General features: G+C 65.9%; 23 protein-coding genes. 8 read left to right on the top strand and 15 right to left on the bottom strand.

Annotated elements, in window-relative coordinates; translation table 11 throughout:
* Positions 1-45: 45 nt before the first annotated feature.
* The 3 genes from EPL01_RS10035 to EPL01_RS10025 all read right to left on the bottom strand — a co-directional run bounded on the left by EPL01_RS10035 (position 46) and on the right by EPL01_RS10025 (position 1,956).
* Positions 46-483, bottom strand: coding sequence for a dCTP deaminase/dUTPase family protein (locus EPL01_RS10035; RefSeq protein WP_135825135.1), 438 nt, complete (start codon positions 481-483; stop codon positions 46-48).
* Positions 484-746: 263 nt separating this feature from the next.
* Complete coding sequence (locus tag EPL01_RS10030) at positions 747-1,346, bottom strand: HD domain-containing protein (RefSeq protein WP_135825134.1); 600 nt, start codon at positions 1,344-1,346, stop codon at positions 747-749.
* Between the two features lie 133 nt (positions 1,347-1,479).
* On the bottom strand, positions 1,480-1,956 hold the full coding sequence (locus EPL01_RS10025) for a DsrE family protein (protein ID WP_135825133.1): 477 nt from the start codon (positions 1,954-1,956) through the stop codon (positions 1,480-1,482).
* Between the two features lie 170 nt (positions 1,957-2,126).
* Between EPL01_RS10025 and EPL01_RS10020 the strand changes: the two genes are divergently transcribed.
* Together EPL01_RS10020 and EPL01_RS10015 are read left to right on the top strand one after the other, a co-directional pair.
* Positions 2,127-2,465: a DsrE family protein gene (locus EPL01_RS10020; protein WP_135825132.1), complete on the top strand. Its 339-nt coding sequence runs from the start codon at positions 2,127-2,129 to the stop codon at positions 2,463-2,465.
* An 83-nt stretch (positions 2,466-2,548) separates the two neighbouring features.
* Complete coding sequence (locus EPL01_RS10015; protein WP_168215860.1) at positions 2,549-3,286, top strand: class I SAM-dependent methyltransferase; 738 nt, start codon at positions 2,549-2,551, stop codon at positions 3,284-3,286.
* On the opposite strand, the gene EPL01_RS10010 is transcribed toward EPL01_RS10015, so the two are convergent.
* A complete protein-coding gene (locus EPL01_RS10010; RefSeq protein WP_135825130.1) occupies positions 3,283-4,230 on the bottom strand; it encodes a hypothetical protein in 948 nt (315 codons plus the stop codon). The genes EPL01_RS10015 and EPL01_RS10010 overlap by 4 nt on opposite strands.
* Positions 4,231-4,332: 102 nt before the next feature.
* Positions 4,333-4,809 (bottom strand): cupin domain-containing protein, encoded by a 477-nt coding sequence (locus EPL01_RS10005; RefSeq protein WP_135825129.1) that lies wholly within the window; start codon positions 4,807-4,809, stop codon positions 4,333-4,335.
* 318 nt (positions 4,810-5,127) lie between these two features.
* Between EPL01_RS10005 and EPL01_RS10000 the strand changes: the two genes are divergently transcribed.
* Positions 5,128-5,877, top strand: coding sequence for a ribonuclease H-like domain-containing protein (locus EPL01_RS10000; RefSeq protein ID WP_135825128.1), 750 nt, complete (start codon positions 5,128-5,130; stop codon positions 5,875-5,877).
* Positions 5,878-5,914: 37 nt separating this feature from the next.
* Here EPL01_RS10000 and EPL01_RS09995 read toward each other — a convergent pair whose 3' ends face one another.
* The 4 genes from EPL01_RS09995 to EPL01_RS09980 all read right to left on the bottom strand — a co-directional run bounded on the left by EPL01_RS09995 (position 5,915) and on the right by EPL01_RS09980 (position 11,747).
* Positions 5,915-6,355: a hypothetical protein gene (locus EPL01_RS09995; RefSeq protein ID WP_135825127.1), complete on the bottom strand. Its 441-nt coding sequence runs from the start codon at positions 6,353-6,355 to the stop codon at positions 5,915-5,917.
* An 81-nt stretch (positions 6,356-6,436) separates the two neighbouring features.
* Positions 6,437-6,646, bottom strand: coding sequence for a hypothetical protein (locus EPL01_RS09990; RefSeq protein WP_135825126.1), 210 nt, complete (start codon positions 6,644-6,646; stop codon positions 6,437-6,439).
* 148 nt (positions 6,647-6,794) lie between these two features.
* Complete coding sequence (locus tag EPL01_RS09985; protein ID WP_135825125.1) at positions 6,795-11,168, bottom strand: Eco57I restriction-modification methylase domain-containing protein; 4,374 nt, start codon at positions 11,166-11,168, stop codon at positions 6,795-6,797.
* 324 nt (positions 11,169-11,492) lie between these two features.
* Entirely contained in the window at positions 11,493-11,747 is a 255-nt protein-coding gene (locus EPL01_RS09980; RefSeq protein ID WP_135825124.1) for a hypothetical protein, read from the bottom strand.
* Positions 11,748-11,990: 243 nt separating this feature from the next.
* On the opposite strand from EPL01_RS09980, the gene hemH reads away from it, so the two are divergent.
* Positions 11,991-13,046 (top strand): ferrochelatase, encoded by a 1,056-nt coding sequence (gene hemH / locus EPL01_RS09975; RefSeq protein ID WP_135825123.1) that lies wholly within the window; start codon positions 11,991-11,993, stop codon positions 13,044-13,046.
* The gene (gene hemG / locus EPL01_RS09970; RefSeq protein WP_246045667.1) at positions 13,025-14,392 is read left to right on the top strand and encodes a protoporphyrinogen oxidase; all 1,368 of its coding nucleotides are present in this window, start codon (positions 13,025-13,027) and stop codon (positions 14,390-14,392) included. Before hemH ends, hemG begins: the two co-directional genes overlap by 22 nt.
* Before the next feature lie 32 nt (positions 14,393-14,424).
* Here hemG and EPL01_RS09965 read toward each other — a convergent pair whose 3' ends face one another.
* The 3 genes from EPL01_RS09965 to hemE all read right to left on the bottom strand — a co-directional run bounded on the left by EPL01_RS09965 (position 14,425) and on the right by hemE (position 16,772).
* Complete coding sequence (locus EPL01_RS09965) at positions 14,425-15,126, bottom strand: ZIP family metal transporter (protein WP_394346244.1); 702 nt, start codon at positions 15,124-15,126, stop codon at positions 14,425-14,427.
* A gap of 281 nt (positions 15,127-15,407) precedes the next feature.
* Positions 15,408-15,728, bottom strand: coding sequence for a hypothetical protein (locus tag EPL01_RS09960; RefSeq protein ID WP_135825122.1), 321 nt, complete (start codon positions 15,726-15,728; stop codon positions 15,408-15,410).
* Between the two features lie 33 nt (positions 15,729-15,761).
* Complete coding sequence (gene hemE, locus EPL01_RS09955; RefSeq protein WP_135825121.1) at positions 15,762-16,772, bottom strand: uroporphyrinogen decarboxylase; 1,011 nt, start codon at positions 16,770-16,772, stop codon at positions 15,762-15,764.
* Positions 16,773-17,090: 318 nt separating this feature from the next.
* On the opposite strand from hemE, the gene EPL01_RS09950 reads away from it, so the two are divergent.
* Together EPL01_RS09950 and EPL01_RS09945 are read left to right on the top strand one after the other, a co-directional pair.
* A complete protein-coding gene (locus EPL01_RS09950; protein WP_135825120.1) occupies positions 17,091-17,759 on the top strand; it encodes a hypothetical protein in 669 nt (222 codons plus the stop codon).
* Between the two features lie 483 nt (positions 17,760-18,242).
* Positions 18,243-19,745, top strand: a complete 1,503-nt coding sequence (locus tag EPL01_RS09945; protein ID WP_135825119.1) for a glycosyltransferase family protein — start codon at positions 18,243-18,245, stop codon at positions 19,743-19,745.
* A 5-nt stretch (positions 19,746-19,750) separates the two neighbouring features.
* Here the strand turns inward: EPL01_RS09945 and EPL01_RS09940 are convergent, their stop codons facing one another.
* Both EPL01_RS09940 and EPL01_RS09935 read right to left on the bottom strand, forming a co-directional pair.
* Positions 19,751-20,941 carry an AI-2E family transporter gene (locus tag EPL01_RS09940; protein WP_168215859.1) on the bottom strand — a complete coding sequence of 397 codons (1,191 nt, stop codon included), beginning with the start codon at positions 20,939-20,941 and terminating at the stop codon, positions 19,751-19,753.
* Between the two features lie 19 nt (positions 20,942-20,960).
* Positions 20,961-21,773, bottom strand: a complete 813-nt coding sequence (locus EPL01_RS09935) for a mycofactocin-coupled SDR family oxidoreductase (protein WP_135825117.1) — start codon at positions 21,771-21,773, stop codon at positions 20,961-20,963.
* Between the two features lie 373 nt (positions 21,774-22,146).
* Between EPL01_RS09935 and EPL01_RS09930 the strand changes: the two genes are divergently transcribed.
* The gene (locus EPL01_RS09930) at positions 22,147-22,671 is read left to right on the top strand and encodes a hypothetical protein (RefSeq protein ID WP_135825116.1); all 525 of its coding nucleotides are present in this window, start codon (positions 22,147-22,149) and stop codon (positions 22,669-22,671) included.
* Between the two features lie 138 nt (positions 22,672-22,809).
* Here the strand turns inward: EPL01_RS09930 and EPL01_RS09925 are convergent, their stop codons facing one another.
* A complete protein-coding gene (locus tag EPL01_RS09925; protein ID WP_135825115.1) occupies positions 22,810-23,316 on the bottom strand; it encodes a hypothetical protein in 507 nt (168 codons plus the stop codon).
* Positions 23,317-23,422 lie beyond the last annotated feature (106 nt).

Below are 23,422 nucleotides of genomic sequence, written 5' to 3'. Positions count from 1 at the left end.
GAGTTCGATGCGGAGCAGGAAAAGCGTGGAGGCGACGAGCGAGACTTATTCCGACCCCTCCTCGGGCGGCAACACGGTCGAAATCCGGGCGTTCTCTTTCAGTCGAATCCCGGCGGGTGCGACCGAGAAGGGAATCCGACCGAGGTCGGTCAGTTCGAGCGTCGGGTGAAAGGCCCCGCGTTTGCGCACCTCGTCGCGGGTCTGGACCGTCAGCGGGCGGTCGGCGGACAGCGTCTCGTTGTACTCCACGAGATACTGACCGCCGTCCAAGTGCCACCACTGGTAGTCGTCCTCGTCGTTCCGCCAGACCTTCTCGTGGGCCGAGCAGTTGGCGTGAGTGAGTTCGTCGCCGCCGAAGTCCACCCTGCCGGGGGTCTCGACGGTCAGCACTTCGGTGACGGTCAAATCGAGGCCGCGGTCGGTCACTTGGGTCTCCTCGTGGAGGAGGCCGGAGACGAGCGTGGTGAGTTCGCTGGGTCGCATGGTTCGGGTGACGACCGCCAGCCTGAAAAGCGTCCTCGCTACTTCCCGTTCTCCTCGGCCGAGACTCACAGCGAACCGAGGCGGAAGCCCACGACTGCAGTCGTGGGTACCTGACTCCTCCGCGATTATCCGACCGTGGTGGCCGCCCTCGGTTCTTGTCTCGGTTCGACCGCTCTTCGACCCCTGACAAATCCGCCACCCGGGCCAATTTTACACGGCTAAAAGAAATGTCTATATTTCCGAAGAGTTTGTATTTATTTTCTTCAGTCGCTCGTCTGACTGTACTTGTCCACCCACTCCTGCAGGGTGATGCCCATCGCCGACTGGGTGATGGCGTTCGAACTCGCCGAGTTCGCGCTCTTGACCAGTTCCGCCTCCAAGGTCCGCTTCGGAACCTCGCCCAAGAAGTGCGGAATCGCGCGCTGGACCGCCAGCGGACAGCCGACCTCGTGGGCCAGCGCGTACCCCGAGATGGAGTGGGGGACCTCCTCGGTGGCGTATCTCGGGTCGGGGTCCAGCAGTTTCTCGTCCTCGACGTGGTCGACGTACTCGTAGCACTTGCCCACGTCGTGCAGGAGGCACGCGGCCCGAATCACGTCGAGGTCCGGGTCTGCGCCGTGGAAGTCGCGCTGCTCCTCGGCGGACTTGACCGCGATGCGAGTCACGCCGCGGACGTGTTCGACGTTCGTGACCTCGTGGATGTTCCACGCGTAGGGAATGTCGTAGATGTCCTTCCACCCGCCGCGGTCGAGGCCGAGCGTCCACGCCTCGATTACCTGCTCTCGCAACTGCTCGTCCTCGACGTCCTGAATCTCGGGGAAGGCCTCGCGCACCTGCTCCTCGTAGTCGGGTCGGTCTGACATGCCCGTTCGATTGGTGCGCTGGCACGTAAATGGTTCGTGACCGAGAGAAGCGAATCGAAGCGAAACCTCGATTCCACCCGAGTCCCGACTTCGGAACCGAGTCTTCTGGTTCCGGAACCGAGTCCCGGTCCCGCTACGGGGCCTTGATGTAGCCGTAGCCCAGTTCTTGCAGGCGCGCGAGTTCGCCCACGGCGGACGGGACGGGTTCGACCCCGTCCACGAGGTCGGCTTTCGTGAGGTCGAGCGCGTCCATCGCGTTCCCGCAGGCTCGGAACTCGACGCCGCGGTCCTGAAGCGAGGTAATCGTCTCGCGGAACTCGTTCTCCTCGCTCGGCGGGGTGTAGACTTTCACGCCCTTGCCGTTGGCGACGAAGACGACGTTCTTCACCGTCACCGAGTCGTCCTCCAGCAGGTTCTGCGCGTTGAGGAGCGCGTGGCGCTGGGCCGTCTGCTCGCCGCTCGACAGGTGGACGACCGTCTTGGCTGGCGGGGTCGGCCGACCGTCTTGGCTCCTCGCTCCGCGTCGGTCGCGCGCCGCGCCGACTGTTTCGCTCCCGAAGAGGAGGGCACCGAGCGTCCCTGCGGCCGAAACGAATCTTCGTCGGTTCATGTCCATCGGACTTGCACGTGTAGCCCAATAAAATCCATTTCCGAGGATTCGAAACGTTAAGCGCCGGGAACAGTCTCGATTTCCGAATTACCTTGTCTACGGTCACGTCGCCCCGAAAATATATCGCCCGGCCAACAGCCACTTGCTCGCCAGCGCCGTCCTACGATTGCATGCGCACCGCATTCCACCTCACCAGCGGCGACGAGGACCACCAGAAGACGGTCCTGACCATCGCGGAGAACCTCTCGAACGACGAGACCGTCGAGATGGACGACATCGCAGTCGTCGCGCAGGCCGAGGGCATCGACCCGCTCAGGAAGGACGGCACCCACAGCGACACCGTCGAGGGACTCCTCGACGCGGGCATCGACTTCCGCGCCTGTAGCAACACCCTCGACCTGATGGACCTCGAAGACGCCGACCTCGTGGACGGCGTCGAGACGGTCTCGTCTGGCGCGAGCGAACTGACTCGACTGCAGGACGACGGCTGGGCGTACCTCCGACCGTAAGCACGCCTGTTCTTTTTGGGCGGTCCGGCACGTCGGTCTGCCTGATTGATGGTTTTATGAGGGTTCTTTGCGTGGTGCCGTGCATGAGCGAGAATCTCTACTCCGAGTACCCCGAGGCCTACGACGCGCTCTACGCCCGGAAAGACTACGACGCCGAGGTCGAGTTCGTGCTGTCTCGGTTCGAGGAAGATGCCGAACTCGACACCGAGACCGAGCCTGACTCCCGCCGGAAGCGCGCGCTCGTCGTCGGATGCGGCACCGGCGAACACAGCAAGCGACTCCGCGAGGAGGGCTTCGATGTCGTCGGCGTGGACAAGTACCCCGCGATGGTCGAACGCGCCCGGACCAAGTCCGACGCCGAGTTCCGCGTCGGCGAACTGCCGGACCTGCCAGTCGAAGGAGCCTTCGACCTCGTGTGGTTCCCCTTCACGGTCGTCCAGCACCTCGGCCCCGACGCCGCCGCCGAAAGTCTCCGCGCGGCGGCCGACCACCTCGCAGAGGGCGGCCTGCTGGTCTTCGACCAGTTCGCACTCGCCGACGAGGGCACCGACCCCCGACTCGTGACCCATTCGTCCGAGGAGGGGACCCACGCGCGCCTCACCGACGTTCACGAGGCGGGCGACTCGTCGTATCGCTGGGACTCGGTAGTCTTCACGCCCGACGGGGAGTTCTTCGTGGACACCCACCGACTCTACGACCACGACCCCGAATACCTCGACGGAGTCTGCGGCGTGCTGGGCCTGTCTGTCGAACGCTACGGTTGGTACGACGAGTCGGCCGACCCGGACGAGAGCGACCACGCCGTCTTCGTGGCGAGCTAACTCCCCTCGAATATCTGGTATCGGCGGAGAAACACCACGTAGGCGTCCTGCTCGGGGAGGAATCGAACGACGTACTGGGTCGGGTAGAAGCCGTACTGGTCGTAGGCCTCGGGCGCGGCGACGTCGGCGATTTCGCGTCCGCGGAGCGTTTCGAGGTGGTCGAGCGCGACTACTGGTTCGATTGCGGTGATTGCCCCGTCGAACGCGCCGTACAGCAACGTGTGGGTGCGAGATTCGCCGTCGAACTCAGGTGTGTCTCGCTGTATCCAGCGATTCCCGACGAGCGGCAGAACCTCGTCGGTCGGGACGTACCCCGGCGGTCGTCGCCGCGGGGAGAGTGAGACCGTCCCGCGCTCGAAGACTTCGCACGGGACCTCGGTGTCCGGCGTCCCGTCACCGTCCCGGTCGCACTCCCCCGGTCGGATTTCTCGCAAGGACTCCCGTCGGGACAGCAGGGAGAACCGGAAGCCGAAGTTCGGCGCGTCGAACTCCGCTACCGGGCGTCCCTCGGGGTTCCAATCGACCGTGACCCACCGGACGTTCGTCAGGTCCGCCGTCGCTCGCGGGAGCGGAAGGTCCGTCGCGTTCGCTCGTCGCTCCTCGGTCGTGGGCAACCCGTCGAGCGCGCTCGCCGTGAACCAGACGCCCAGATAGCGCGGCGCTCCCGACCGCCCCCTCGTCAGGAACACCGCGGCGCTCCCCTCGCCCAGTCGCTGGGGCGCTCCCCAGAAGGTGCGCTCGCGCGGCGGAAACTGGTCGCCCTCTTGGGCCGCGGCCTCGACTGTCTCGGCGGCCCCGGCGGTGCCCAAGCCCATCCCGAGGAGTCCGCTTCCGACCGACGCGAGCGCGGTTCGGCGGGTTACTCGGCGCCGCCAGTTCGTGTTGGTGTCCTCGTTCTCCTCGGTTCTCCGGTCGCTCTCGTCTCGGCGTCGTTTGTCCCTCATTCCCCGTCCCTCGTCCGGCAGGCTACGCCGACGCCGAAGAAATAGCTACTGCCGAGGCCGCCGCTGGCGCTCGCCCCGTGCGCCCTGCCGTCCCGCGTCGCGTTATCCCTGCGTCGTCCCGCACTCGGTGCAGGTCAACTCGAAGTTCCCCTCCGCGAGTCCCACGTCGTGGGTGGCTTCGTCCTCGCACTCGGGGCAGTAGGCCCGCGACTGGAGTTCGTCCCAGTCGTGGGTCGCGCCGGGCGCACCGAGCGCCCACCCCTCGACGGTCTCCTCGTCGTCGTTGTACCCCTTCTGGAACTCGCCGGGCGGGAACCGGACGAGTTCGCCCGCTTCGACCGCGACCTCCTCGCGGTCGAGGCCGACCTCGAAGGTGGCGGTGCCAGACTCGACGTAGAAGACCTCCTCTTGGTCGTTGTGCCGGTGGAGACCGCCCGAGAACGACTCGCCTGCCTCTAACTCGAAGTAGTTCATGGCGAAGTGGTCCGTTCCGAGCGCGCGAGAGACCGGCTTCCGGACGCTGTGGACTTTCATCGGGTTCCGCTCGTTGTCCACCGCGTCGATTGCGACTTTCTCCATGGCCTCGGTTTGGGACTCTGAAACTAAGTGGTTGGGGAACTCGGAGACGCGCCACTATCTACGTACTTCACTCGGTGGAACACTCACCGCCCTCGGCGGACTGAAAGGGCGAACGCGGTTCGCGGCTGGAGGCCGTGGTCGCCTCAGCCGACCCTTATCCGGGCGCGCAGAACTGCGCGCCCGGATATGTCGCTGAGCGACCGCGAACCGCGTGAGGGCTTTCGAGACCATCGTCGCGCTCCTCGTTACTTCTCTGAATTCTCTCGTCCCACTCCAAACCACCCACGACTAAGAGCCTTCCCGCTAATCCGCCTCCCAATGCAACTCCAGAACTCGTTCATCGCGGCCAGCGGGGTGGGCGAGAAGACCGAACAGAAGCTCTGGAAACAGGGCGTCACCCACTGGGACGACTTCGAGGAGGACTTGCTGGGCCCCAAAACGGGCCGGAACGTCCGCGAGTTCATCGACGCCGCGCGCGACCGGCTCGACGCCGGAGACGCCGACTTCTTCGGCCAGAACCTGCCGAGCGGGAGCCTCTGGCGGGCCTACGACAACTTCGCCGACAGCGTCTGCTTCTTCGACATCGAGACCACCGGCCTCGACAGCACGCGCCACGACGTGACCACGGTCAGCCTCCACCGCGGGGGCGACACCCGGACCTACGTGCAGGGCGAAGACCTCTCGGCGTCGGCGCTCCGCGAGGAGTTCGCCGAGTCGAGCATGCTGGTGTCGTTCAACGGCAAGCGATTCGACCAGCCCTTCTTGGAGGACAGCTTCGGCCTCGACGTGACGACGCCCCACCTCGATTTGATGTACACCTGCAAGCAAATCGGCCTCTCGGGCGGGCTGAAAACCATCGAGCGCGAAATCGGCATCGACCGCGCCGACGACGACGTGGACGGCCGCGAGGCGGTCCGGCTCTGGCACCGCTACGACCGCAACGAGGACGACGCCGCGCTCGACAGGTTGGTGAAGTACAACCGCGAGGACACCGAGAACCTGCGGACGCTGCTGGAACACGTCCACGAGAGCCTGCGCGCAGACGTGTTCGAACCGCACCTTCCCTGAGGTTCGGGTCTCCTCCCGTTTTTCCTGCCCCTGCCGCTCACTTCTCTTCTATCTGCTTCACGTACACCTCGAACGACGTGGGAACGGGGTCCGTCCGGAGCGCGTAGTCGTAGGTCGTCCCCTCGCCTTCGTCCATGACGAACAGCGAACTGTACTCGCCCGGTTCGAAGTCCGAGCGCCATCTGCCGATTTCCTCGCCGTCGAGGAAGAACCGGTGTTCGTGTTCGAATCCGGCCACGCCAGACTCCGTGGCGACGAATCGGCCCTCGAACCACGTCCACCCGCGCTCCTCGTCGCGGAGCGTCCGGAGGTGTTCGTACTCGCCCGTGCTTTCGGGGTCGAGTTCCCACTCGACGGTTATCTCCCGGCCGGTCGGTTCCGGCCCCGACCCCGTTCCGACGCACCCTGCGGTCGCCGCGAGCGCGCCGCCGACCGCTCCGAGGAGCGCGCGCCGGGTCGAGAGTGGTTCCTCGCTCACGATAGTTCACCTACCCAGGGTGTCGAGATGCGGACACGTTGTTACGCGCCTCCTACGCGGTCCGTCAGGCGGTCCCTGAATTCACTGCGCTGCGGACCTATCGCCGGGATGGCGCAGGAGCGTGACCAGATACGCGACCAGTCCGGCCACGACGCCGCGCCACGCGCTGACGCCGAGGTCCGCCGCGGCGTAGACCGCCAGACAGGTCACGACGAGGTGGATGCCGAGGAGTTCGAGGTCGAGGCGGACGCCGAAAATCTCGACGTCTCGGTTGGGTGTTCGTCGGTTCACACCGGCCGTCGCCAGAGTCGTCACGTCGTCTTTTCCGTTCGCTCGCCGGTTTCTGAAACACGCCGGTTTTCGGGGATTAACAACGTATATATGTGTTTAGAACATAATACTATTTCTTTAATATGCGTATATATTTCTCTCTGCCTGACTACTCGGTCCGAACCTCCTCGTCGTCAATTCCGTAGAGCCGATAGACGATGTCGTCGATAGCGTCCTCCAGCGCCGCGATTCGCTCGTCCAACTCGGCGGCGCGCTCTCGGACCTCGCGGTATCGCGCCACCTCCTCGCGTACTTCCTCCGCGTCCGGCAGGCGAATCGCTCGCAGGCGGTCCAGAAGCGAGTTGGTCTTGGTCGCGTTCTCGCGGAAGTCGGCGAAGCCGTCGCCGCGCTCGGCGGCCGCCGGGACGAACGCCTCGACCAGCGCGCGCTCGGTCTCCCCGAGGTCTCGGAATCGCATCGCTGGCACCGGGTCGGTCTCGGCGTAGCCCCAGCGGTCGGTCTCGCGGTCGTCTCGCTCGCCGGTTTCGGGCTTGTACCGCGCGGTGACTTCCAAGACGAGTTCGCCGTCCGCGTTCCGCATCCGGACCTCGCCGATTCGGAGTCCGTCGCGGTCGGCCGCGGTCTCGGCCAGAACCGAGTCGCCGACGCCCGCCGCGGGCACGCCGGTCGCGGCGAGCGTCGGTCCGGACCGACGCTCGCCGCGTTTGGTTTCGCCGTGGCCGCTGCCCCTGCCGTCACCCTTGCCGAGGTAGTCCAGCACGTCCAGATTCAGGCTCTCGCGCTCGTCTCTCGCCGCTCGGAGTCGCTCGGTCAGGGCGGCGACCGCGGCCTCGGGGTCGTGCGGAACCGATTCCTCGACTCCTGCTCGCTCGGCGACTTCGCTGGCGTCCACCTCGGCGTCCTCGGGGTCCGGAACCGGAATCTGGCGGGCGAACATCGGCTTGAACCGGAGGTAGTCGCCGCTGACGTGCGTGCCGCCGTAGACCTGCCGGAAGTAGGTCGTCGCAAACTCGGAGTTGAACACCCCGAGCAGGTACCGCAGCGAGAGGTCCGACTCGTCGCGCGACCGGACGCTGTAGAGGGTGTTGAGCGCGAAGTACTCCTCGTCGTCGTAGACCGCGACCGGCCGGTCGCTGATGTCCCGGACCAGCAGTTTCGGCTCCTCGAAGCAGTCGGCGTCCCGCAGGTCGGCGTACTCGCCGTCGTCGCGCTCGACCAGCGACTCGTCGTACCTGAGCCACGTCCCGTCCCAGTCGAGGCGGTAGCGGTCGATAGATTTGCCGTCTACGACCTCTCGGAGCGTCCCGTCTCGCTCCCCGTCCCCCTCGTCGTCGCCTGCCCCGCGCTCGTCGGTCAGCAGTTTCTCGCGGACGTTCCCGGTGTGGACGCCCTCGGTCAGGGTCACGTGGTCGCCGAGTCGGTCGCACTCTTCCAGCACCTCCGACGCGGTCTCGGCGAACTCGCCGTCCAAGTCCAGCGGGAGGACGTGCCCGCCGAGGTCGTCCACGAGCGACTTGCCGACGCTGGTCGCTGGCGCGGCGGCGAGTTCTCGCTCGCCGCCGCGCTGGTCGGGTTCGGGGTGCCGGACCCGAATTTCGTCGGTCTCGTCGCCCGCTGGCTCGTCTCGTGGCGATTCTCCGTAGGTCACGACCACGGGGTAGATGTCGGCGTCGGGGAACACGTCGAGGTTCGAGGCGTCCAGCACCTCTCTCAGCCCCCAGTCGTCCAGCAGGCGCTCGCGGAGGTCACGGCCGTAGTCGGTCGTCGTCCACTTGTTCGGCACGACCAGCGAGACGCGCTTGCCGAGGTCCGCGGCCAGTTCCGCGAAGGGGACGTAGAGGTCGTAGGCTCCCGAGGCGGTCCCGAACTCCCGCCGGTAGTACTCCTTGAGGTCGTCGGGGAGATTGCGACTCCTGACGTAGGGCGGGTTGCCGACCACGGCGTCGAATCCGGCCTCGCTCTCCTCTTTCGCCGACCCGTCGCCCTCGTAGAACACCTCGGGGAAGGCGAGTTTCCAGTGGAGGAAGTCGCGCTCGTCGGCCATCTGCTGAGCTTTCCGGAACCACGACTTCTCGGCGACTTCGCGCCACTCTGCCTCGTCGTCCAAGGCCCGGCCCATCCGCTCGTAGGCTCCGGAGGGCGCGTCGAGGCCGAACCGCTCGGCGGCGTGGACGTTCGCCATCCCCGTCAGACGCTGTCGGAGGTCGTCGCGCTTGATTTCGCCGTACGTGCGCTCCATCTCCTTCACGTCGGCCAGCGTCTCGTTCTCCAGCGCGGCGAACTCCCGGTAGGCGTCCATCAGGTCGCCGATGGCGTCGGCCCGGGTCGCGCCGAAGTCCGCGAGGCTGGCGTTCGGTCCGGTGTCGCGGGCTAACTCCTCGACTTCGGCCACGTCGGTCCCGGCCAGCGAGTCCCCGCGCTTGAGGTGGTGGTCGAGGAAGGCCAGCGGTTGGTCCGCGGCGAGGGTCCGGAGCCACAGCGACACCTTGGCGAGCTCGACCGCCATGCCGTTGTCGTCCACGCCGTAGATGCACTGCTGGGCGACCTGCCTGCGCGCCCAGTGGATGTCGGGGGTGTCGATTCCGTGGGCCTCGGGGGTGTCGATTCCGTGGGTCTCGGAGGCCGTCTCGTCGCCCCCGACCTTCCCGACTTGCTTCTGGTAGGCCTCCACGACTGCTCGGGCGAGGTACTCGACGGTCTTGACGAGGAAGTGACCGCTCCCCATCGCGGGGTCCAGCACCGAGAGGTCGAAGACGCGCTCGGCGAACTCGTCGGCGTAGTCCGGGCTCTGTGGGTCCAAGTCGGCCCGAATCTCGTCCAGCAGGGGTTCGAGCGTCTGCTCGACGACGTACTCGACCACGAACTCGGGGGTGTAGTACGACCCCGTGGTCTTTCGCTTGCCCGTCTCGGTCGTCAGGTAGACCTCGCCGGGTTCGGCGCGCTCGACCGGGTCGGCGTCCTTCCCGGCAGTTTCGACCTCCTCGGCGGGCACCCACTCCTGCTCGCCGCCGTCGCGGACCGCGAGGAGTGGCTCGTCGGCCATCTCTAACTCGTATTCCAGCAGGCCCTCGTAGATGCTCCCGAGGTGGCGCACGTCGAGCGAGGAGTAGTCCACGAACGCTCGGCCCTCGCCGCGTTCGCTCTCGCGCCGGGTGAGGAGTTCGATGACCTCGGCGAGGTAGGTGTCGCCGACCGCGTGGGAGGCGAGGAAGGCCTCTATTTCGCCCGCGTCTGGGTCCGCATCTCGCGGCTTCGCCGTCTGCTCGCGGCCTTGGCCGCTCGCATGGTCCGAGGGACCTTCGTCCCTCGCTACTCGCTTTTCCGAGGCGCTCCGCGCCTCGCCTGTCTTAAAGAGGCCACCGTTGTACGCCGGGACGTAGAGGTCGTCGGTCGGGATGCCCTGCGACTCGCTCCCGCGGTCGATGAGCGCGAACAGTTCTTCGAGGCGGTCCCAGAGGGTCGTCTGCCACGACTGGTAGATGGGATTCGGCCTGTCGAGTTCGTCGGCGACCCGGCGCTTGAGCGCGTTGAGGCTGTACTGGCGTCGGTAAATCTCGTTGTCGGTGTCCAGCAGGTCTCGGCCGTCGCTCTCGGCGTAGAGGACGAAGATGAGGCGATAGAGGTAGGTCAGCGACGCCTCGTACACCGTTTCGAGGTCCTCGTCGTCGATGGTCTCGCGGTCGGCGTACTCGGAGCTATCTTTTCCGCGGTACCCCGCGCTGTCCACGAATCCCTGCGCCAGCACCGAGAGGGCCTCGTAGACGTTCTCGCGCAGGTCCTCGCTCAACTCCTCGGCGAAGACGTTGCTCTCGCGGTGGACGCGCTCGACGAACGGGCGGTCGGTCCCGACGTGGGCGGGGACCTCGCTCGCGCCGCCGTCCCGGCCGAGGAAGGCCTCGCGCCGGAAGAACAGGTAGAAGTACTTGAACTCCTCGGGGTCGCCGGTCTCCAGCAGGGCTGGCAGGTCGATTTCGTAGTAGGAGTCGAGCCGGTGGCTCGTCGGGCCGTAGTAGAGCCGCCACTTCCGACCGTTGGTGAGAATACCCCGTTCGAGGCCCGTGGCGTCGAGGTAGACGTGGACCTGATAGCTCGGGTTGGTGAAATCGCGCTTGCTCCCGGCGTCGAGCGACCGGTCCCACCGCTTGGCGTCGGCGACCCCGAGCGCGTCGGCGTGGAAGTCCCGGCCCTCCTCGCGGCGCTCGAAGGCCGATTCTCTGGCGCGCTCGCTCCCGAACAGGGTGTAGTCGGGTCGCAGGCGCTCGCCCCGAATCGGCTCCTCGACCGCAGTGGTCAGGCCGAGCGTCTCGAAGACGGGATTCAGCAGGTTCTCACGTAACTGTCGCTCGTTGTACCCCGGCGCGCGGTCGGCCTCCCGGCGATAGCAGTCCCGAATCTCCTCGTAAGCGTCGCGGACCTCCGCCTCGCCGACCGTCTGCCAGTCTTCGGTCTCCGGCAGATGCTCGTCGAGATAATAATTCGAAAAGAGGTCCCGGTTTGTCCGATAATCCAGCGTCGTGTTCATAGTTTCTCGATAATATCTCCGAAATTATTCTAGCTCTGAGCAATCTAACTAAAATACTTTGTCATTTCTGCCGCTGAGAAGTATGAGAGCCAGCAAAAAGAGGCCTGCGGCCGGTTTAACGGACGTTCAGCCGCGGTCGTCTACGTAGATTGACAGCGTCCGTACCTCCGACGCCCGCCGTTTCCACCGCGTCGTCTACTGTTTGCGATAAGATAGTTCTCTTATTCTTTCGCAACTGTCTCTATTCCCAAAGTAAAGAATTAGTTGTGTCCGTGTTCCCGCAACCGAACGCTACACGTCGGTTTCTGTTCCGCGCCTTCCGGCCTACCGCTTTCCACCGCGCACCTCGCCGTTCGACAACCGCGAGACGCGGACGTGGGGAATCGACCCGAAGAGTCGTTCGATGTCGTCCGCCCCGCGCTCGCGGCGCGAGCGCGCGGCCTCGACTCGGCTTTCGGTGTTCGTATTTTCAGTGGGGGTTTCGGTGTCCGTATTTTCGCTGGAGGAGTCGCTTTCCGCGACCTCCTCGCTCTCGGCAACGTCCTCGCTCGCGGACTCGGCGGGATTGCGGGTGGCCATATCGGCTTCTGGGCCGCCATCGCCTTGAAACCCGATTCCAACCGTTTCGGACCGCTCTCGACCGCTTCTGACCACTATCGAGCGCCATTGAGACCTACGAATACGTCTTCGATGATGGACGAAAGTATCCTGTGATGGCTATACTTGTTCATTCGAAGGGGTGTATCGAAAGTAATACGAACACCTCTGCGCGGAAGTTCCCCAAGCGACAGCTATTACATCGTACTGTCCTAAGGCCCGAACATGACCACGGGAATCGTGTTGCTGAACTTCGGAGAGCCGTCGGAACCGACCCGGGAGAACGTCGTCGCCTACCTCGAACGCATCTTCCTCAACAACGCCTCGCTCGAGGAGGCCGACACCCAAGAGGAGAAGCGAGAGCGCGCCCGCCAACTCGCCGAGCGCCGCGCGCCCGGCCTCATCGAGGAGTACGAGGAAATCGGCGGCTCGCCGCTCAACCCCCAAGCCGAGGCCCAAGCTGACGCGCTGGCCGAGGAACTCGGCTCGCGGGGCTACGACGTCGAGACCTATCTCGGGATGCAGTTCACCGAACCGTTCGTCTCCGACGCCGTCGAGGCTGCCCGCGAGGACGACGTGGACCAACTCGTCGGCCTGCCGGTCTACCCCCTCTGCGGGGCCTCCACGACCATCGCGGCCAACGAGGACCTCCGCGAGGCCGTCGAGTCCCGCGACTGGGACGTGCCGGTCGCCGAAATCACGGGCTGGCACCGCCATCCCCTCTACAACGAGCTTCGGGCCGACAACGTCCGGCGCTTCGCCGACGCCCACGACCTCGACCTGCGCGACGAGGCGACCGAACTGGTCTATTCGGCCCACGGCACGCCCCGCCACTACCTCGACGAGGGCAGTCGCTACGACCGCTACGTCGAGGAGTTCTGCGAGGTAATCGGCCGAAAGCTCGGCGTCGAGTCCTACTCGCTGGGCTACCAGAACCACGAGAACCGCGACATCCCGTGGACCGAACCCGAGGTCGAAGACGTAATCGAGGACCTCGGCGACGAAGACGGCGTCGAGCGCGTCGTGGTCGAACCCATCAGCTTCATGCACGAGCAGAGCGAGACCCTCTCGGAACTGGACGACGAACTCCGCGAGGAGGCCGAGGAGGTCGGACTCGACTTCTACCGCGTCCCCGTTCCCCACGACGACGACCGGTTCAAGTCGGTGCTGGGCGACCTCGCCGAACCCTTCGTCGGCGACTTCGACCCCGGCTACTACCAGTTCCGCGAGTGCCAGTGTTCGGACTCGCCCGGCGCGATGTGCCTGAACGCACCACGATGACAGGCTCCGAGACCCCTCGCGTCGGCATCGTCGGCGGCGGTCTCACCGGCCTGACGCTGGCCCACTACCTCGCCGACCGCGACGTGGATTTCACCCTGTTCGAGGCCGCGTCCGAACCCGGCGGCGTCATCCGGAGCGAGCGCGTCGATGGCTACCTGCTGGAGCAAGGCCCCCAGCGCGCCCGGCGCACCGACCGCATCGACGGCCTGATTTCGGACCTCGGCCTCGAAAGCGAGGTCCGGACCGCCGACCCGGACCTGCCAATCTGCGTCTACGCCGACGGGGCGATTCGACCCGCGCCCTTCTCGGTCGAGGAGTTCGGCGAGACCGACCTCCTCTCGGCCGAGGCCAAGCGCACCGTCCTCGCGGAACCCTACACCGACCCCGCGAGTCCCGACGAGACCGCCGCGGAGATGTTCACTCGCAAGTTCGGCGAGGAGACCTACCGAAACCTGCTCGGCCCCCTCTTCGGCGGTATCTACGGCTCCGACCCCGCCGAGATGCCGGTCGGCCACGCGCTCTCGGGTCTCCTCAAACTCGAACAGCGCGACGGGAGCCTCCTGAAGGCCGCAATCAAGCGCGCCGAGGACCGCGACACCCCGCCCGCCATCTCGTTCGACGACGGCCTCCAGCGCCTCCCCGAGGTCCTCGCCGAGGCCCACCGCGAGTCGATTCGCTTCGAGACGCCCGTGACCGCGGTTCGAGAGGGCGACTCCGCCGGAGCGGGTGACTCCGCCGGAGCGGGCGAGGACGGCCCGACCTACGAACTCGAAACCCTCGACAGGACCGAGGAGTTCGACCGCGTCGTCCTGACCACGCCCGCGGACCTGACCGCCGACCTCGTCGCGGACCTCGCGCCGGACTCGGCGGACGCGCTCCGCGAACTGAACTACAATCCCCTCGCCATGGTCTACCTCCGGGCCGATTTGGCGGGCGAGGGCGACGTGAATCCCGACGCGCTCGGCTATCAGGTCGGCTTCGACGCCGACCTCCGGACCCTCGGCGTCTCGTGGAACGACAGCATGTTCGACCGGGGAATCTACACCGCCTTCCTCGGCGGGATGCACGACCCCGAGGTCTTGGACGAGAGCGAGGAGACGATGGGCGACATCGCCGCCTCGGAGTTCGAGCAGGTCACGGGCGCACCCGCCGAAGTCGTGGCCGTCAACCTCCTCCGGCGCGGTTTCCCGGCCTACGACACTTCGTGGGAAGCGATTGAGAGGGTGGCCCTCCCCGAGGGCGTCCGACTGGCGACCAACTACACCGCCCGGATGGGCATCCCGAGCCGGATTCGGGAGGCCGAGAGCGTGGCCGACGAACTGGCCGAGGCGTTGGTGTCGGCCTGACCGCGGGTCTCGAAGTAAAAAAGAGCGGCGCGTCAGCCGACCAACAGCCACATCAGGACGACGACGACGCCACCGACGACGGAGCTGAGTGCGGCGTGCGTTCGGAGGCGGTCCTGCAGTTGGTGGGCGTCTCCCTCGAAGTCCGCCGGGCAGGTCTCGCTCCCGGTCGTACACTCCGGCAGGAGGTCGACCGCGACGTGGAGGAACACCCCGGCGGCGACGCCGAACAGTAGCCCTCGCAGGCCACTCGACGGGGCGACCCCGATGATACCGACAGGGAGCGCGACCAGTCCCACCGCCGCGGCCGGAAGCAGGAGTGCGGTCACTGACCGTCCCTTGCTCGCCAGTCGTCTGGCGGCCGCGTAGCCCGCCGGCGCTTTGTGCGCGACGAGCGCGACTCCAAGAACCGACGTGAGCGACGGCATTGCGGTGTAGATAGCGCCGATAATCGCGCCCGCCGAGAGGGCGTGAATCGTGAGTTCCGCCGCGGTGTGGTCTATCGGCACGTCGAGGTGCGTGAAGCGGTGGCCCAGCGTGTGGCCGACGTAGCCCAGCAGGAACCCGGCCGCGATGCCGAGGCTCCCGAACCGGCCGTTCTGGCTCAGCGCCTGCGGGACGAGGAACAGCGCCGTGCTGGTCACCATCGCCCCGCTTGCGAGTCCGTATCCCCAGACCGGTTCGAGCGGGTGGTCGCTTGCGACCGCCCGCGCCCCGAGGGGCGCGCCGAGCGCCATCGCTCCGAACGCAGTCCACGATATCGCCACCAGCTTCCAGTTGACGTTTGATACGAGCGCGACTATCGAGAGCGCGAGTAGGAGGAGGGTCCCGCCGACTCCGACCAACTGCTCGCGCCCGATAGCCGAACTGAGCTTACTCTCTGCCGACGTTCGGGGGGATGCTTCGGACACGTTCACTCATTATTAACTACAGTCTGTTAATTATTAATGCGTTTCGCCGCTTCCCGCGACCTTGGAACTGCCGCGTCGGCTTCGTCTCCTCGGAAACGCTCTTTCTCTCACTCACGCTCGATTCGGTCGCTCACGAGTTTGTCCACGTTGTGGAAGAGAACGACCACGCTGACGAGCGTCGTTGCGAGGAAGACGACGAACTGGACCGGCCCGGAGAGAAACGACCCAGCTATCGCGCCAGCACCGCCCACGATGGTCAGTTCGACCCACGCGGCCATGCTCCGGAACAGCACGCTCTCCCGAACCCCTCCGACCGTCTCGCTCTCTGCTCCGTTTTTTACCGTCTCGTTCTCTTCGTCGTTTCCCACCCTCTCCGTCTCGTTCGCGTTTTCCGCCTCGTTCACTCTCTGATGCTCGTCGTCGCTCATCCCGCCGAAACTACCCGCTCGGTGGACAAGAACTTACCACTCCCACCGTTTCGCGGTCTCGACGAACGCCTTCGCGTTCTCGACTGGCGTCTCCCGGTCGATGCCGTGGCCCAGATTCAGGATGTGACCCTCGGGTCCGGCCTTCTCGATGACCGATTCGGTCTGCTCGCGGACGAACTGTTCGTCGCCCAGCAGATAGCTCGGGTCCAAGTTGCCCTGTACCGGGGTGTCGCCCAAGTGGTCGCGGGCCTCGGCCATGTCCACGGTCCAGTCGAGGCTCACCACGTCAGCGCCCGACTCGGCCAGCAGGTCCAACTTGCCGCCGGGGTTCCGGGCGAAGACGACCGTCGGAACGTCCACCGCGTCGAAGATGCGCTGGTGGAGCGGTTGGACGAACTCCCGGTAGTCGTCGGGCGTGAGGAGTCCGGCGTAGGTGTCGAACAGCTGAATCAGGTCCGCGCCCGCCTCGACCTGATACTCGACGTACTCGACTACTACGTCGGCGAAGCGTTCGAGCAGGGTCCGGAAGGCCTCGGGGTACTCGACGCGGAAGCGTCGAATTGGCTTCTGCTTCTTGCCCGCGGGTTGGCCCGCGACGGCGTAGGCTGCGAGGGTGAACGGGCCGCCAGCGAAGCCGATGATGCTGGTCTTGTCGCCGACGCTGTCTTGGAGACGTTCGAGGAGCGCGCCGACGTAGTCCAACTCCTCGCGCACGTCGGTGTGGCTCCCGGGGACCTCGGAGGGTCGGGTCACGGGGTTCTCGATGACGGGACCGGTCCCGCTCTCGATGTGGTAGTCCAGACCCAGCGGTTCCAGCACGGTCAGGATGTCCGAGAACATCACGAGGCCGTCGGGTTCGAAAATCTCCCACGGCAGGAGGGTGATGCGCTCTGCCACCTCGGGCGTCGAGATGGCCTCCTTGAAGGTGTAGTCCTCGCGGATGTCGCGGTACTCGGGGATGTACCGCCCGGCCTGCCGCATCAGCCAGACTGGTGGTCGCTCCGTGCGCTCTCCTCTCGCCGCGCGGACCAGCAAGTCGCTCATTGTCTCGGCGTTGGCGTGGCGGGGGCTAATGGTTTCGGAATCGCGTCCGCACTCGGGACCTCGATGTCCGTCGTCGGCGTCCGTCGTTCCCCGACGCTCGTGACGTGTTTCCCGTCGAACCGGTCCGGCTGTTCGACGCCCAACAATTAGTCCGGTTCGACGCGCGAAGTAAGTCGCTGGCGCTCTCTGGGGAAGGGTTCTCGCCGTCGGCGATTTTCCAGTCTAGATACGTAAAATTAGATACCGTTCGGGATTGCGTCAGGTGGCCGCTACACCTATCAATAGCCGCGTTGCGTCCGGCAAGTGGAGGGAAATCAGATGACACAACAGTACCAACCGCAAGGCCGCGGCGTCTCGCAATCCCAATCGGTCGGCACGTCACAGCAAGGACTCTCGCAGGGCCAGTCGGGCCAGCAGTTCCAACCCGCTCACTTCGACGAGGCCCTCAGGAGCGAGTATCGGGCCGCGCTCGAGGACCTGAGCTGGCTCCGCAAGCAGACCAAGTGGGCCGCACAGCAGGCCCACGTCGAGCTTCAGGGGACCGGCATCGAGACCACGCTGGAGGCGATAAGCGAAATCGCGGAACTCAACGAGGAGCTTATCCTCGGCAACTCCAAATTCGTCCCGTACTACGCCGACACCTTCCGGCAGGTGGCCTCCGACGCGATTCAGGAACTCCAGCAGTTCCAGCAGGAGCAGTTCGTGGGGGCCGTCATCACGGACCTCACGCGAGCGGTCCACTCCATCGAGGAGTTGCTCGCCGCGACGGGCGGCCCGACCCAGCAGGGCGGCTCGCAGACGAGTCAGGGTATGCAGAGCCAGCAGTCCCAGATTCCCCAGCAGGGCCAGATGGGGATGCAGGGCCAATCCTCGATACAGGGACAGTCGCCGATGCAGGGCCAGAGCATGGGAACGCAGGGCCAGTCCTCGATGCAGGGTCAGTCGCCCCAGACACAGAGCCAGCCGTTCCAGAGTTCGCAGTACTGACTGGATCGACTGGATAGTCGCCGACCGAACTGTCATCCATTCTTTTTTTGGGCGCGGCGTTCGCTCGACTGTTCTGCTCGTCCAGTCCGGTCGTCTTGTCCCGACGCAACGGAAACGCTGACCCGGACAAATACAGGATGCTTAAACAAAGAAGAGTATTTACTGAGGAATTATTATTTCTTTGGCGCGCGCTGACGCGACCTTGTGGCGCGTCATCGGCGTGCGAGGGACGAGCGAACGAAGTGAGCGAGGAGGCTGGGGAGGTGTGAGGCCTGCGGTTGCGGTGCGGTGACTCCTCGGCTTCGGCAATAGCTAGCTTCCTGCTCCTTCCCCTAGTCGAGAGTTCCGTAGTTGCCTCCCCCAGTCGAGAGTTCCGTAGTTGCCCCCCCAGTCGAGATTCACCCCGAGTCACGAGTGGCCGGGGTTTTCAAGGCGTTCGCTCCCGTCTCCGACACTCACAGAGACCAACACGGCTGATTCACCATGCGCGTCCTCGTCGTTCCGGAACTCTACCGACCCGAGGAGCCCTCGGCCAACGGCACGCTCGCCGACGCCGTGACGTGGGTCCGGGGCTGGCTCGAACGGGACTCCTCGGTCCACGTCTACTGGCTCGTGCCGCCGAACGTCCCCGACGAGGAGATTCTGGCCGACCGCGAGCGCGTCACCGCGATTCGGGCCGAGCCGCGTGCGAGTAATACGGACCACGCCCACCTCTTCACCGAGGGCGGGTACAGTTGGGCCGAACTCGCCGCGCTGAAGCGCGAAATCTACGACCGAGGAGCCTACCTCGACGCCGTAATCGACCAGCGCCGGACGGGACGCTTCGACCTCCAGAAGTGGCTCTGCGCCCAGACCGACCAGTGGGCCGCCGACGTCGCTCCCTTCGAGGTCGTCGCCAACGTCCACGACCTACAAGTCCCCTTCAAGTACCGCTACTGCGACCACCGCAACGCCTTCCAGAGCAAGATGGAGATTGCCGCGGCCGTCTTCGCGGACGGCATCTGGTTCAAGGCGGGCATCGACGCCGAGCGCCTGCGAGAGGCCGCGAGCGACTTCCTCCAACCCGAGGTTGTGGAAGACGCGCTCGACGCCGCAGTCGAGACCGGAAGCCCCATCGACTTCTCCGAGTTCACCGAATCCTACGCCGACGAACCCCGATTTCTCCACCTCGCGGGGTCGCTCTGGGACAAGAAGAACGCCGACCGACTCCTCGCGGTCGGAAAGCGCCTCCACGACGAGTTCGGCGTCGAGACCCTCCTCACGAGCGTGGAACCCGTCCCCGACGAGTACGCCGACCTCCCGTGGGTCCGGGCCGTCCCCGAGGCCGACCGAGAGACCTACGAGGCCGCGCTGGCCCGCGGGGACCTCGCGGTCTGCGCCAGCGAGTACGAGACCATGGCCCGGACGCCCTTCGAGCAGGCCGCCAGCGGGCAGGTGCTGGTGGTTCGAGACGAACCGTGGATTTACGACTGCGTGCCCGACGACTACCGATTCGTCGGGAATCTCGACGCGCTCGGGGACCTCGCCGCCGAAGCGGTCGCAAACTGGACCGAGGCGGTCGAAGCGAACCGCGAACTCGTCGCCCGCGTCGAGGAGGTCCGCGACCCGGAGGCCTCGGCCCGCCGGACCCATCGGGACCTCCGCGAGCGCGTCGACGAGAAGCGCGAGCGATACGAACTCGGTCCCGCCGACGAACCGGTCCGCGCCGCGCTCGAAGCCGAGCGCGGCGGGTTCGCAGACGGGGTGAGGGAGGCCACGCGCTCTCGGGCGGAAGCCCGGTCAAGTACTGACGCTTCTCGGTCCGACTCTCTTACGCGCGCAATCAATTTTAATACACTCCGAGAGGCGACTGCCGACCACACCGACGACGGGATTCCGGCGACCGACCGCGAGGAGTACGCGCTGGCGGATTTGGTCTCCGCGCTCCGGTCGCTGGGCTACCGAGACGCCGGGAATCCGGGGACGCCGACCTTCGTCCGAGAGTAATCGCCTCAGGACGACGCGGACGCTGAATCGGAATCCGAATCGCCCGCCTCCTCGTCACCCAACTCGCCCAAGTCGCGCTCGCCCAGCGAGGGCGCGGCGTCCACGTCCGGCGTGAGTTCCGCGCCGTGAATCAGGTTGGTCACGACGATGCGGACCGCCTGAATCACCAGCACGAAAAACAGCGGGAGCAGGAAGAACCCGTACCACCCGAACAGCATCGGGCCGAGCAGGTACGCGAACATCATGATGCCCATGTGAATCTCGTTGCCCGAGATGTACGGTTGGAGGAAGGTCTGTGGCAGGATGTCGAGGACGAGGAACGACACCACCAGCAGACCGATAGGGTAAATCATCCCTGCACCGCCCTGACCGGCCGCGACCCACGCGAGGTACGCCACGACCGGCACGTAGACGACCTTCCCGACCACCAGCGGGACGAGGCTGGCGACCCCCGTCAGGAGGGCCAGCAGGATGGCGAACGGAATCGTCAGCGCGGGCGGCGCGAGGAAGTTGAACCCGTAGTAGACGACTGCCGCGAGGACGGCCATCACGGCGACGAACAGCATGTTACCGAAGAACACCGTCTCCAGTTCGTCGTCCACGGCGTAGGCGTAGGCGTACCCGGTCGTCCCCGGTTCGGCGATTTCGTTGCGGAACCACGCCGCGATGCGGTCGTCGTCCCGGAGCAGGAAGAAGGCCAGACCGAACGACAGCGACAGCAGGACCACGGTGCCCACCAGCGCGCCGAGCGCCGACAGCGCGGCCCTCCCGACCTGCTGAATCCGGTCCGAACTCAGCGACCCCACTTCCGAGGGGTTCTCGATGAGGGTCTGGACGAGGCTCTGTTGACCCGTCGTCAGGTTATCGACGTTCAAAAGCGGCGCGACGAGGCTACTTCCCGGCATGCCCGAGAGCGAGGCGGCGTCTCGGAGTCCGGCCACGAGGACGTACGCGACGATGGCCAGTATCGGCACGACGATGCCCACCAGCGTCAGTCCCGCGGTCCAGCCGTCGCGGTCGATGTGCGCGCCGAGGCGGTCGCAGATGGGCCGCGCGGCGTAGTAGAGGAACACGCCCAGCACGAACATCCCCACGAAGGAGTAGCCGACGTAGACCACGCCGACGGCTAATGACAGCAGGTAGAGCCACCACGCGACGCGATTTCGGTCGTAGTCGATGAATTCGTTCCAGTTCACGGGTATCGTCAGTTGCTAACTAAATCGCGGTCGCTCCCGCCGCCACCGGGAGTGCGATGCCGGTCACGAACCGGGCGTCGTCGCTCGACAGCCACATGAACGCCGCGCTCACGTCCTCCGGTTGGACGATTTCGCCCAGCACGTTGTCCGGGCCGGACTGCTCTGCGACCTCGGCCATCTCCTCGTCGATGGACTCGACGATGCCGCCCGTCATCGCGGTGTCCACGGCGGTCGGACAGACCGCGTTGACGGTGATGTCGTGCTGGGCCAACTCCATCGCCAGCGTCTTCGTCAGCCCCAGCACCCCGTGCTTCGCGGCGGTGTAGTGACCCAGCCCCGGCGAGGCGACCATCCCGGCGGTCGAGGAGGTGTTGACGATTCGCCCGCCCTCGCCGCGGTCTATCATGTGCTGGCCGACGTGCTTCGCGCAGAGCCACATCCCCTTGAGGTTCACGTCGAGGGCGTGGTCCCACGTCTCCTCGTCCAACTCCATCAAGCCCGAGACGGGCGCGACTCCCGCGTTGTTGGCGAGGATGTCGATGCGCCCGAACTCCGAGACGGCGTGTTCGACGCCCGCCTGTACCTCGGCCTCGTCGGAGACGTCCATCTGGACGCCGAGCGCGCTCTGGCCGCGCTCCTCGACTTTCCGAACGGTTTCGTCCAGTTCGGTCTCGTCGCCCAACTCGTAGGTCGATTCGTCTGTCGTCTCGCAGATGTCGGCGCAGACCACGTCCGCGCCGCTCTCGGCGTACTTCACGGCGTGCGAGCGTCCTTGGCCTCGCGCCGCTCCCGTGACGAACGCTACCCGTCCGTCGAAGTCGTACTCCGCCATGGTCTCCGAAGAATGCACGGGAGCGACGGGTAAAACGCTGTTCGCCGATTTCGACCGAGGGGACAGACCACGTGAGAACGCTCGGCTCAACAGTCCACCAGCGAACGCTCGGCGAATCAACCGACGGGGTGGGATGAAGGGGCCGCCCGGTCGCGTGTAGTTCAGTCGTCTGAGTGGGCGACGATTCGGGGCCGGGCGGTGCGGAGAGGCCCCGAATATCCCACTCAGCGACCGCGACCGGGCGGGGGCTTCAGAAGACGAAATCACGGCTCCCCTGCGGCTCGCGGTTGCGGATACCCCGAGCAGAATTACGGTCCAAAATCGCACCCCTAGTCGCCAACGACCCTAAACCGGGCAAACTCCTACTCCTCGCATGGTCAACGCCTTCTGGTTGGACCGCGACCTCGACCAGACGGCGCGGTGGCTGGTGGACAAACACGTCCTCTCGTCGGTCTTCGAGAACGCGATGGTCCTGACTACGGCGGTCCAACTCGCCGGGTACGCCGCGGACGACCCCGAAGTCCGCGAGGACCTCTACTACTCCCACGCGGACCACCCGCTGACGCGGTGGGCCGCCGCGCACCGCGACAACTGGGAGTACCTCCGGGCCTACACCGAGGAGGCCCACGACGAGTGGCGATACCGGTGGGACCACCCGCCGGAGAAGACCCACGGGAGCTGGGCCACCGTCGAGTCGCTGGACGGGGACGCGCTCGCGGACCTCGACTGGCCGGGCGAACCGAGCGACCCGCCGCAGGTGACCGGCGAGTGGCGGGCCGACGACTACGTCGAGGCGTATCGGCTCTACTACGCCAACGAGAAGCGCGACCTGTTCGAGTGGGCCAGAGACCGGTCGCCCCCGCCGTGGCTCGACGAGTACCGACGGGACTCGACGTAGACGGTTACCTACCGCGAAGAGACAACAGAATATTTTTCTAGGATATGTATAGAGGTCTAAAAGAATTGTTTTAATTGCCGAACCGAACTACTGCCGGCTCCCGTGGTCCGAGAAAATGCGCGAACCCGATTCGGCGGGTCAGTCGTCGGCGGACGCACCGTCGGGTTCGGACTCCTCGTCGGATCCGCTCTCCCGGTCCGTGGGCGGTCGGCCGCCCGCCGCTCGTCCGCCGTCGAGCGTCCGATACCCCGCCGCGACGGCGTAGAGGGCCACGACGCCGAGGCCAGCGCCAGCGAGCGAACTTGCGAGCGCGGAGACGAACGACGGCGGGCCGTACGCGAACAGCAGTTCGCCGAGCGCGTTCGTCACCATCGCCCCGAGGAACCACGCTCCGGCCGGAATCGCAAGTTGGGCGTTCTCGTAGACGACGGCCCGCACGTCACCGGTCACGGGCGGGAGGGCCTCCGAGGAGAGCGAGACGCCCCGGACGACGACGTAGAGCGCGGCCATCACGACGCCCGCGCTCCCGACCGACTCGCCGACGTGCTGTTGCTGGGTGACGACCGCCAGTAGGTTCCAGAACGAAAGAATCGCGGCTACCGGCGCGCTCTCTCGAATCAATCGCCGCGGTTGGAGGGCTACCATGCCCGAGTCGTCTCGCCCGATCCTCTTAAAACGTCGTCACGAAACGCCGCCACGGTCGGCCCGCGTTCGACTCCCGGTCACGCCCCGTTCGGCCGAGAGGCATTAG

The organism is Halorussus ruber (genome assembly GCF_004765785.1).
Classification (GTDB): domain Archaea; phylum Halobacteriota; class Halobacteria; order Halobacteriales; family Haladaptataceae; genus Halorussus; species Halorussus ruber.
The sequence above is the reverse complement of the archived record's forward strand: the minus strand, read 5'-3'. Positions and strand labels throughout refer to the sequence as shown.

Excerpts from the sequence above, each read along its gene's own strand:
- EPL01_RS10035 (WP_135825135.1), bottom strand. The coding sequence starts at position 483 with ATGCGACCCAGCGAACTCACCACGCTCGTCTCCGGCCTCCTCCACGAG.
- EPL01_RS10030 (WP_135825134.1), bottom strand. The coding sequence starts at position 1,346 with ATGTCAGACCGACCCGACTACGAGGAGCAGGTGCGCGAGGCCTTCCCC.
- EPL01_RS10025 (WP_135825133.1), bottom strand. The coding sequence starts at position 1,956 with ATGAACCGACGAAGATTCGTTTCGGCCGCAGGGACGCTCGGTGCCCTC.
- EPL01_RS10020 (WP_135825132.1), top strand. The coding sequence starts at position 2,127 with ATGCGCACCGCATTCCACCTCACCAGCGGCGACGAGGACCACCAGAAG.
- EPL01_RS10015 (WP_168215860.1), top strand. The coding sequence starts at position 2,549 with ATGAGCGAGAATCTCTACTCCGAGTACCCCGAGGCCTACGACGCGCTC.
- EPL01_RS10010 (WP_135825130.1), bottom strand. The coding sequence starts at position 4,230 with ATGAGGGACAAACGACGCCGAGACGAGAGCGACCGGAGAACCGAGGAG.
- EPL01_RS10005 (WP_135825129.1), bottom strand. The coding sequence starts at position 4,809 with ATGGAGAAAGTCGCAATCGACGCGGTGGACAACGAGCGGAACCCGATG.
- EPL01_RS10000 (WP_135825128.1), top strand. The coding sequence starts at position 5,128 with ATGCAACTCCAGAACTCGTTCATCGCGGCCAGCGGGGTGGGCGAGAAG.
- EPL01_RS09985 (WP_135825125.1), bottom strand. The coding sequence starts at position 11,168 with ATGAACACGACGCTGGATTATCGGACAAACCGGGACCTCTTTTCGAAT.
- EPL01_RS09980 (WP_135825124.1), bottom strand. The coding sequence starts at position 11,747 with ATGGCCACCCGCAATCCCGCCGAGTCCGCGAGCGAGGACGTTGCCGAG.
- hemH (WP_135825123.1), top strand. The coding sequence starts at position 11,991 with ATGACCACGGGAATCGTGTTGCTGAACTTCGGAGAGCCGTCGGAACCG.
- EPL01_RS09965 (WP_394346244.1), bottom strand. The coding sequence starts at position 15,126 with ATGGCGCTCGGCGCGCCCCTCGGGGCGCGGGCGGTCGCAAGCGACCAC.
- EPL01_RS09960 (WP_135825122.1), bottom strand. The coding sequence starts at position 15,728 with ATGAGCGACGACGAGCATCAGAGAGTGAACGAGGCGGAAAACGCGAAC.
- hemE (WP_135825121.1), bottom strand. The coding sequence starts at position 16,772 with ATGAGCGACTTGCTGGTCCGCGCGGCGAGAGGAGAGCGCACGGAGCGA.
- EPL01_RS09950 (WP_135825120.1), top strand. The coding sequence starts at position 17,091 with ATGACACAACAGTACCAACCGCAAGGCCGCGGCGTCTCGCAATCCCAA.
- EPL01_RS09945 (WP_135825119.1), top strand. The coding sequence starts at position 18,243 with ATGCGCGTCCTCGTCGTTCCGGAACTCTACCGACCCGAGGAGCCCTCG.
- EPL01_RS09935 (WP_135825117.1), bottom strand. The coding sequence starts at position 21,773 with ATGGCGGAGTACGACTTCGACGGACGGGTAGCGTTCGTCACGGGAGCG.
- EPL01_RS09930 (WP_135825116.1), top strand. The coding sequence starts at position 22,147 with ATGGTCAACGCCTTCTGGTTGGACCGCGACCTCGACCAGACGGCGCGG.
- EPL01_RS09925 (WP_135825115.1), bottom strand. The coding sequence starts at position 23,316 with ATGGTAGCCCTCCAACCGCGGCGATTGATTCGAGAGAGCGCGCCGGTA.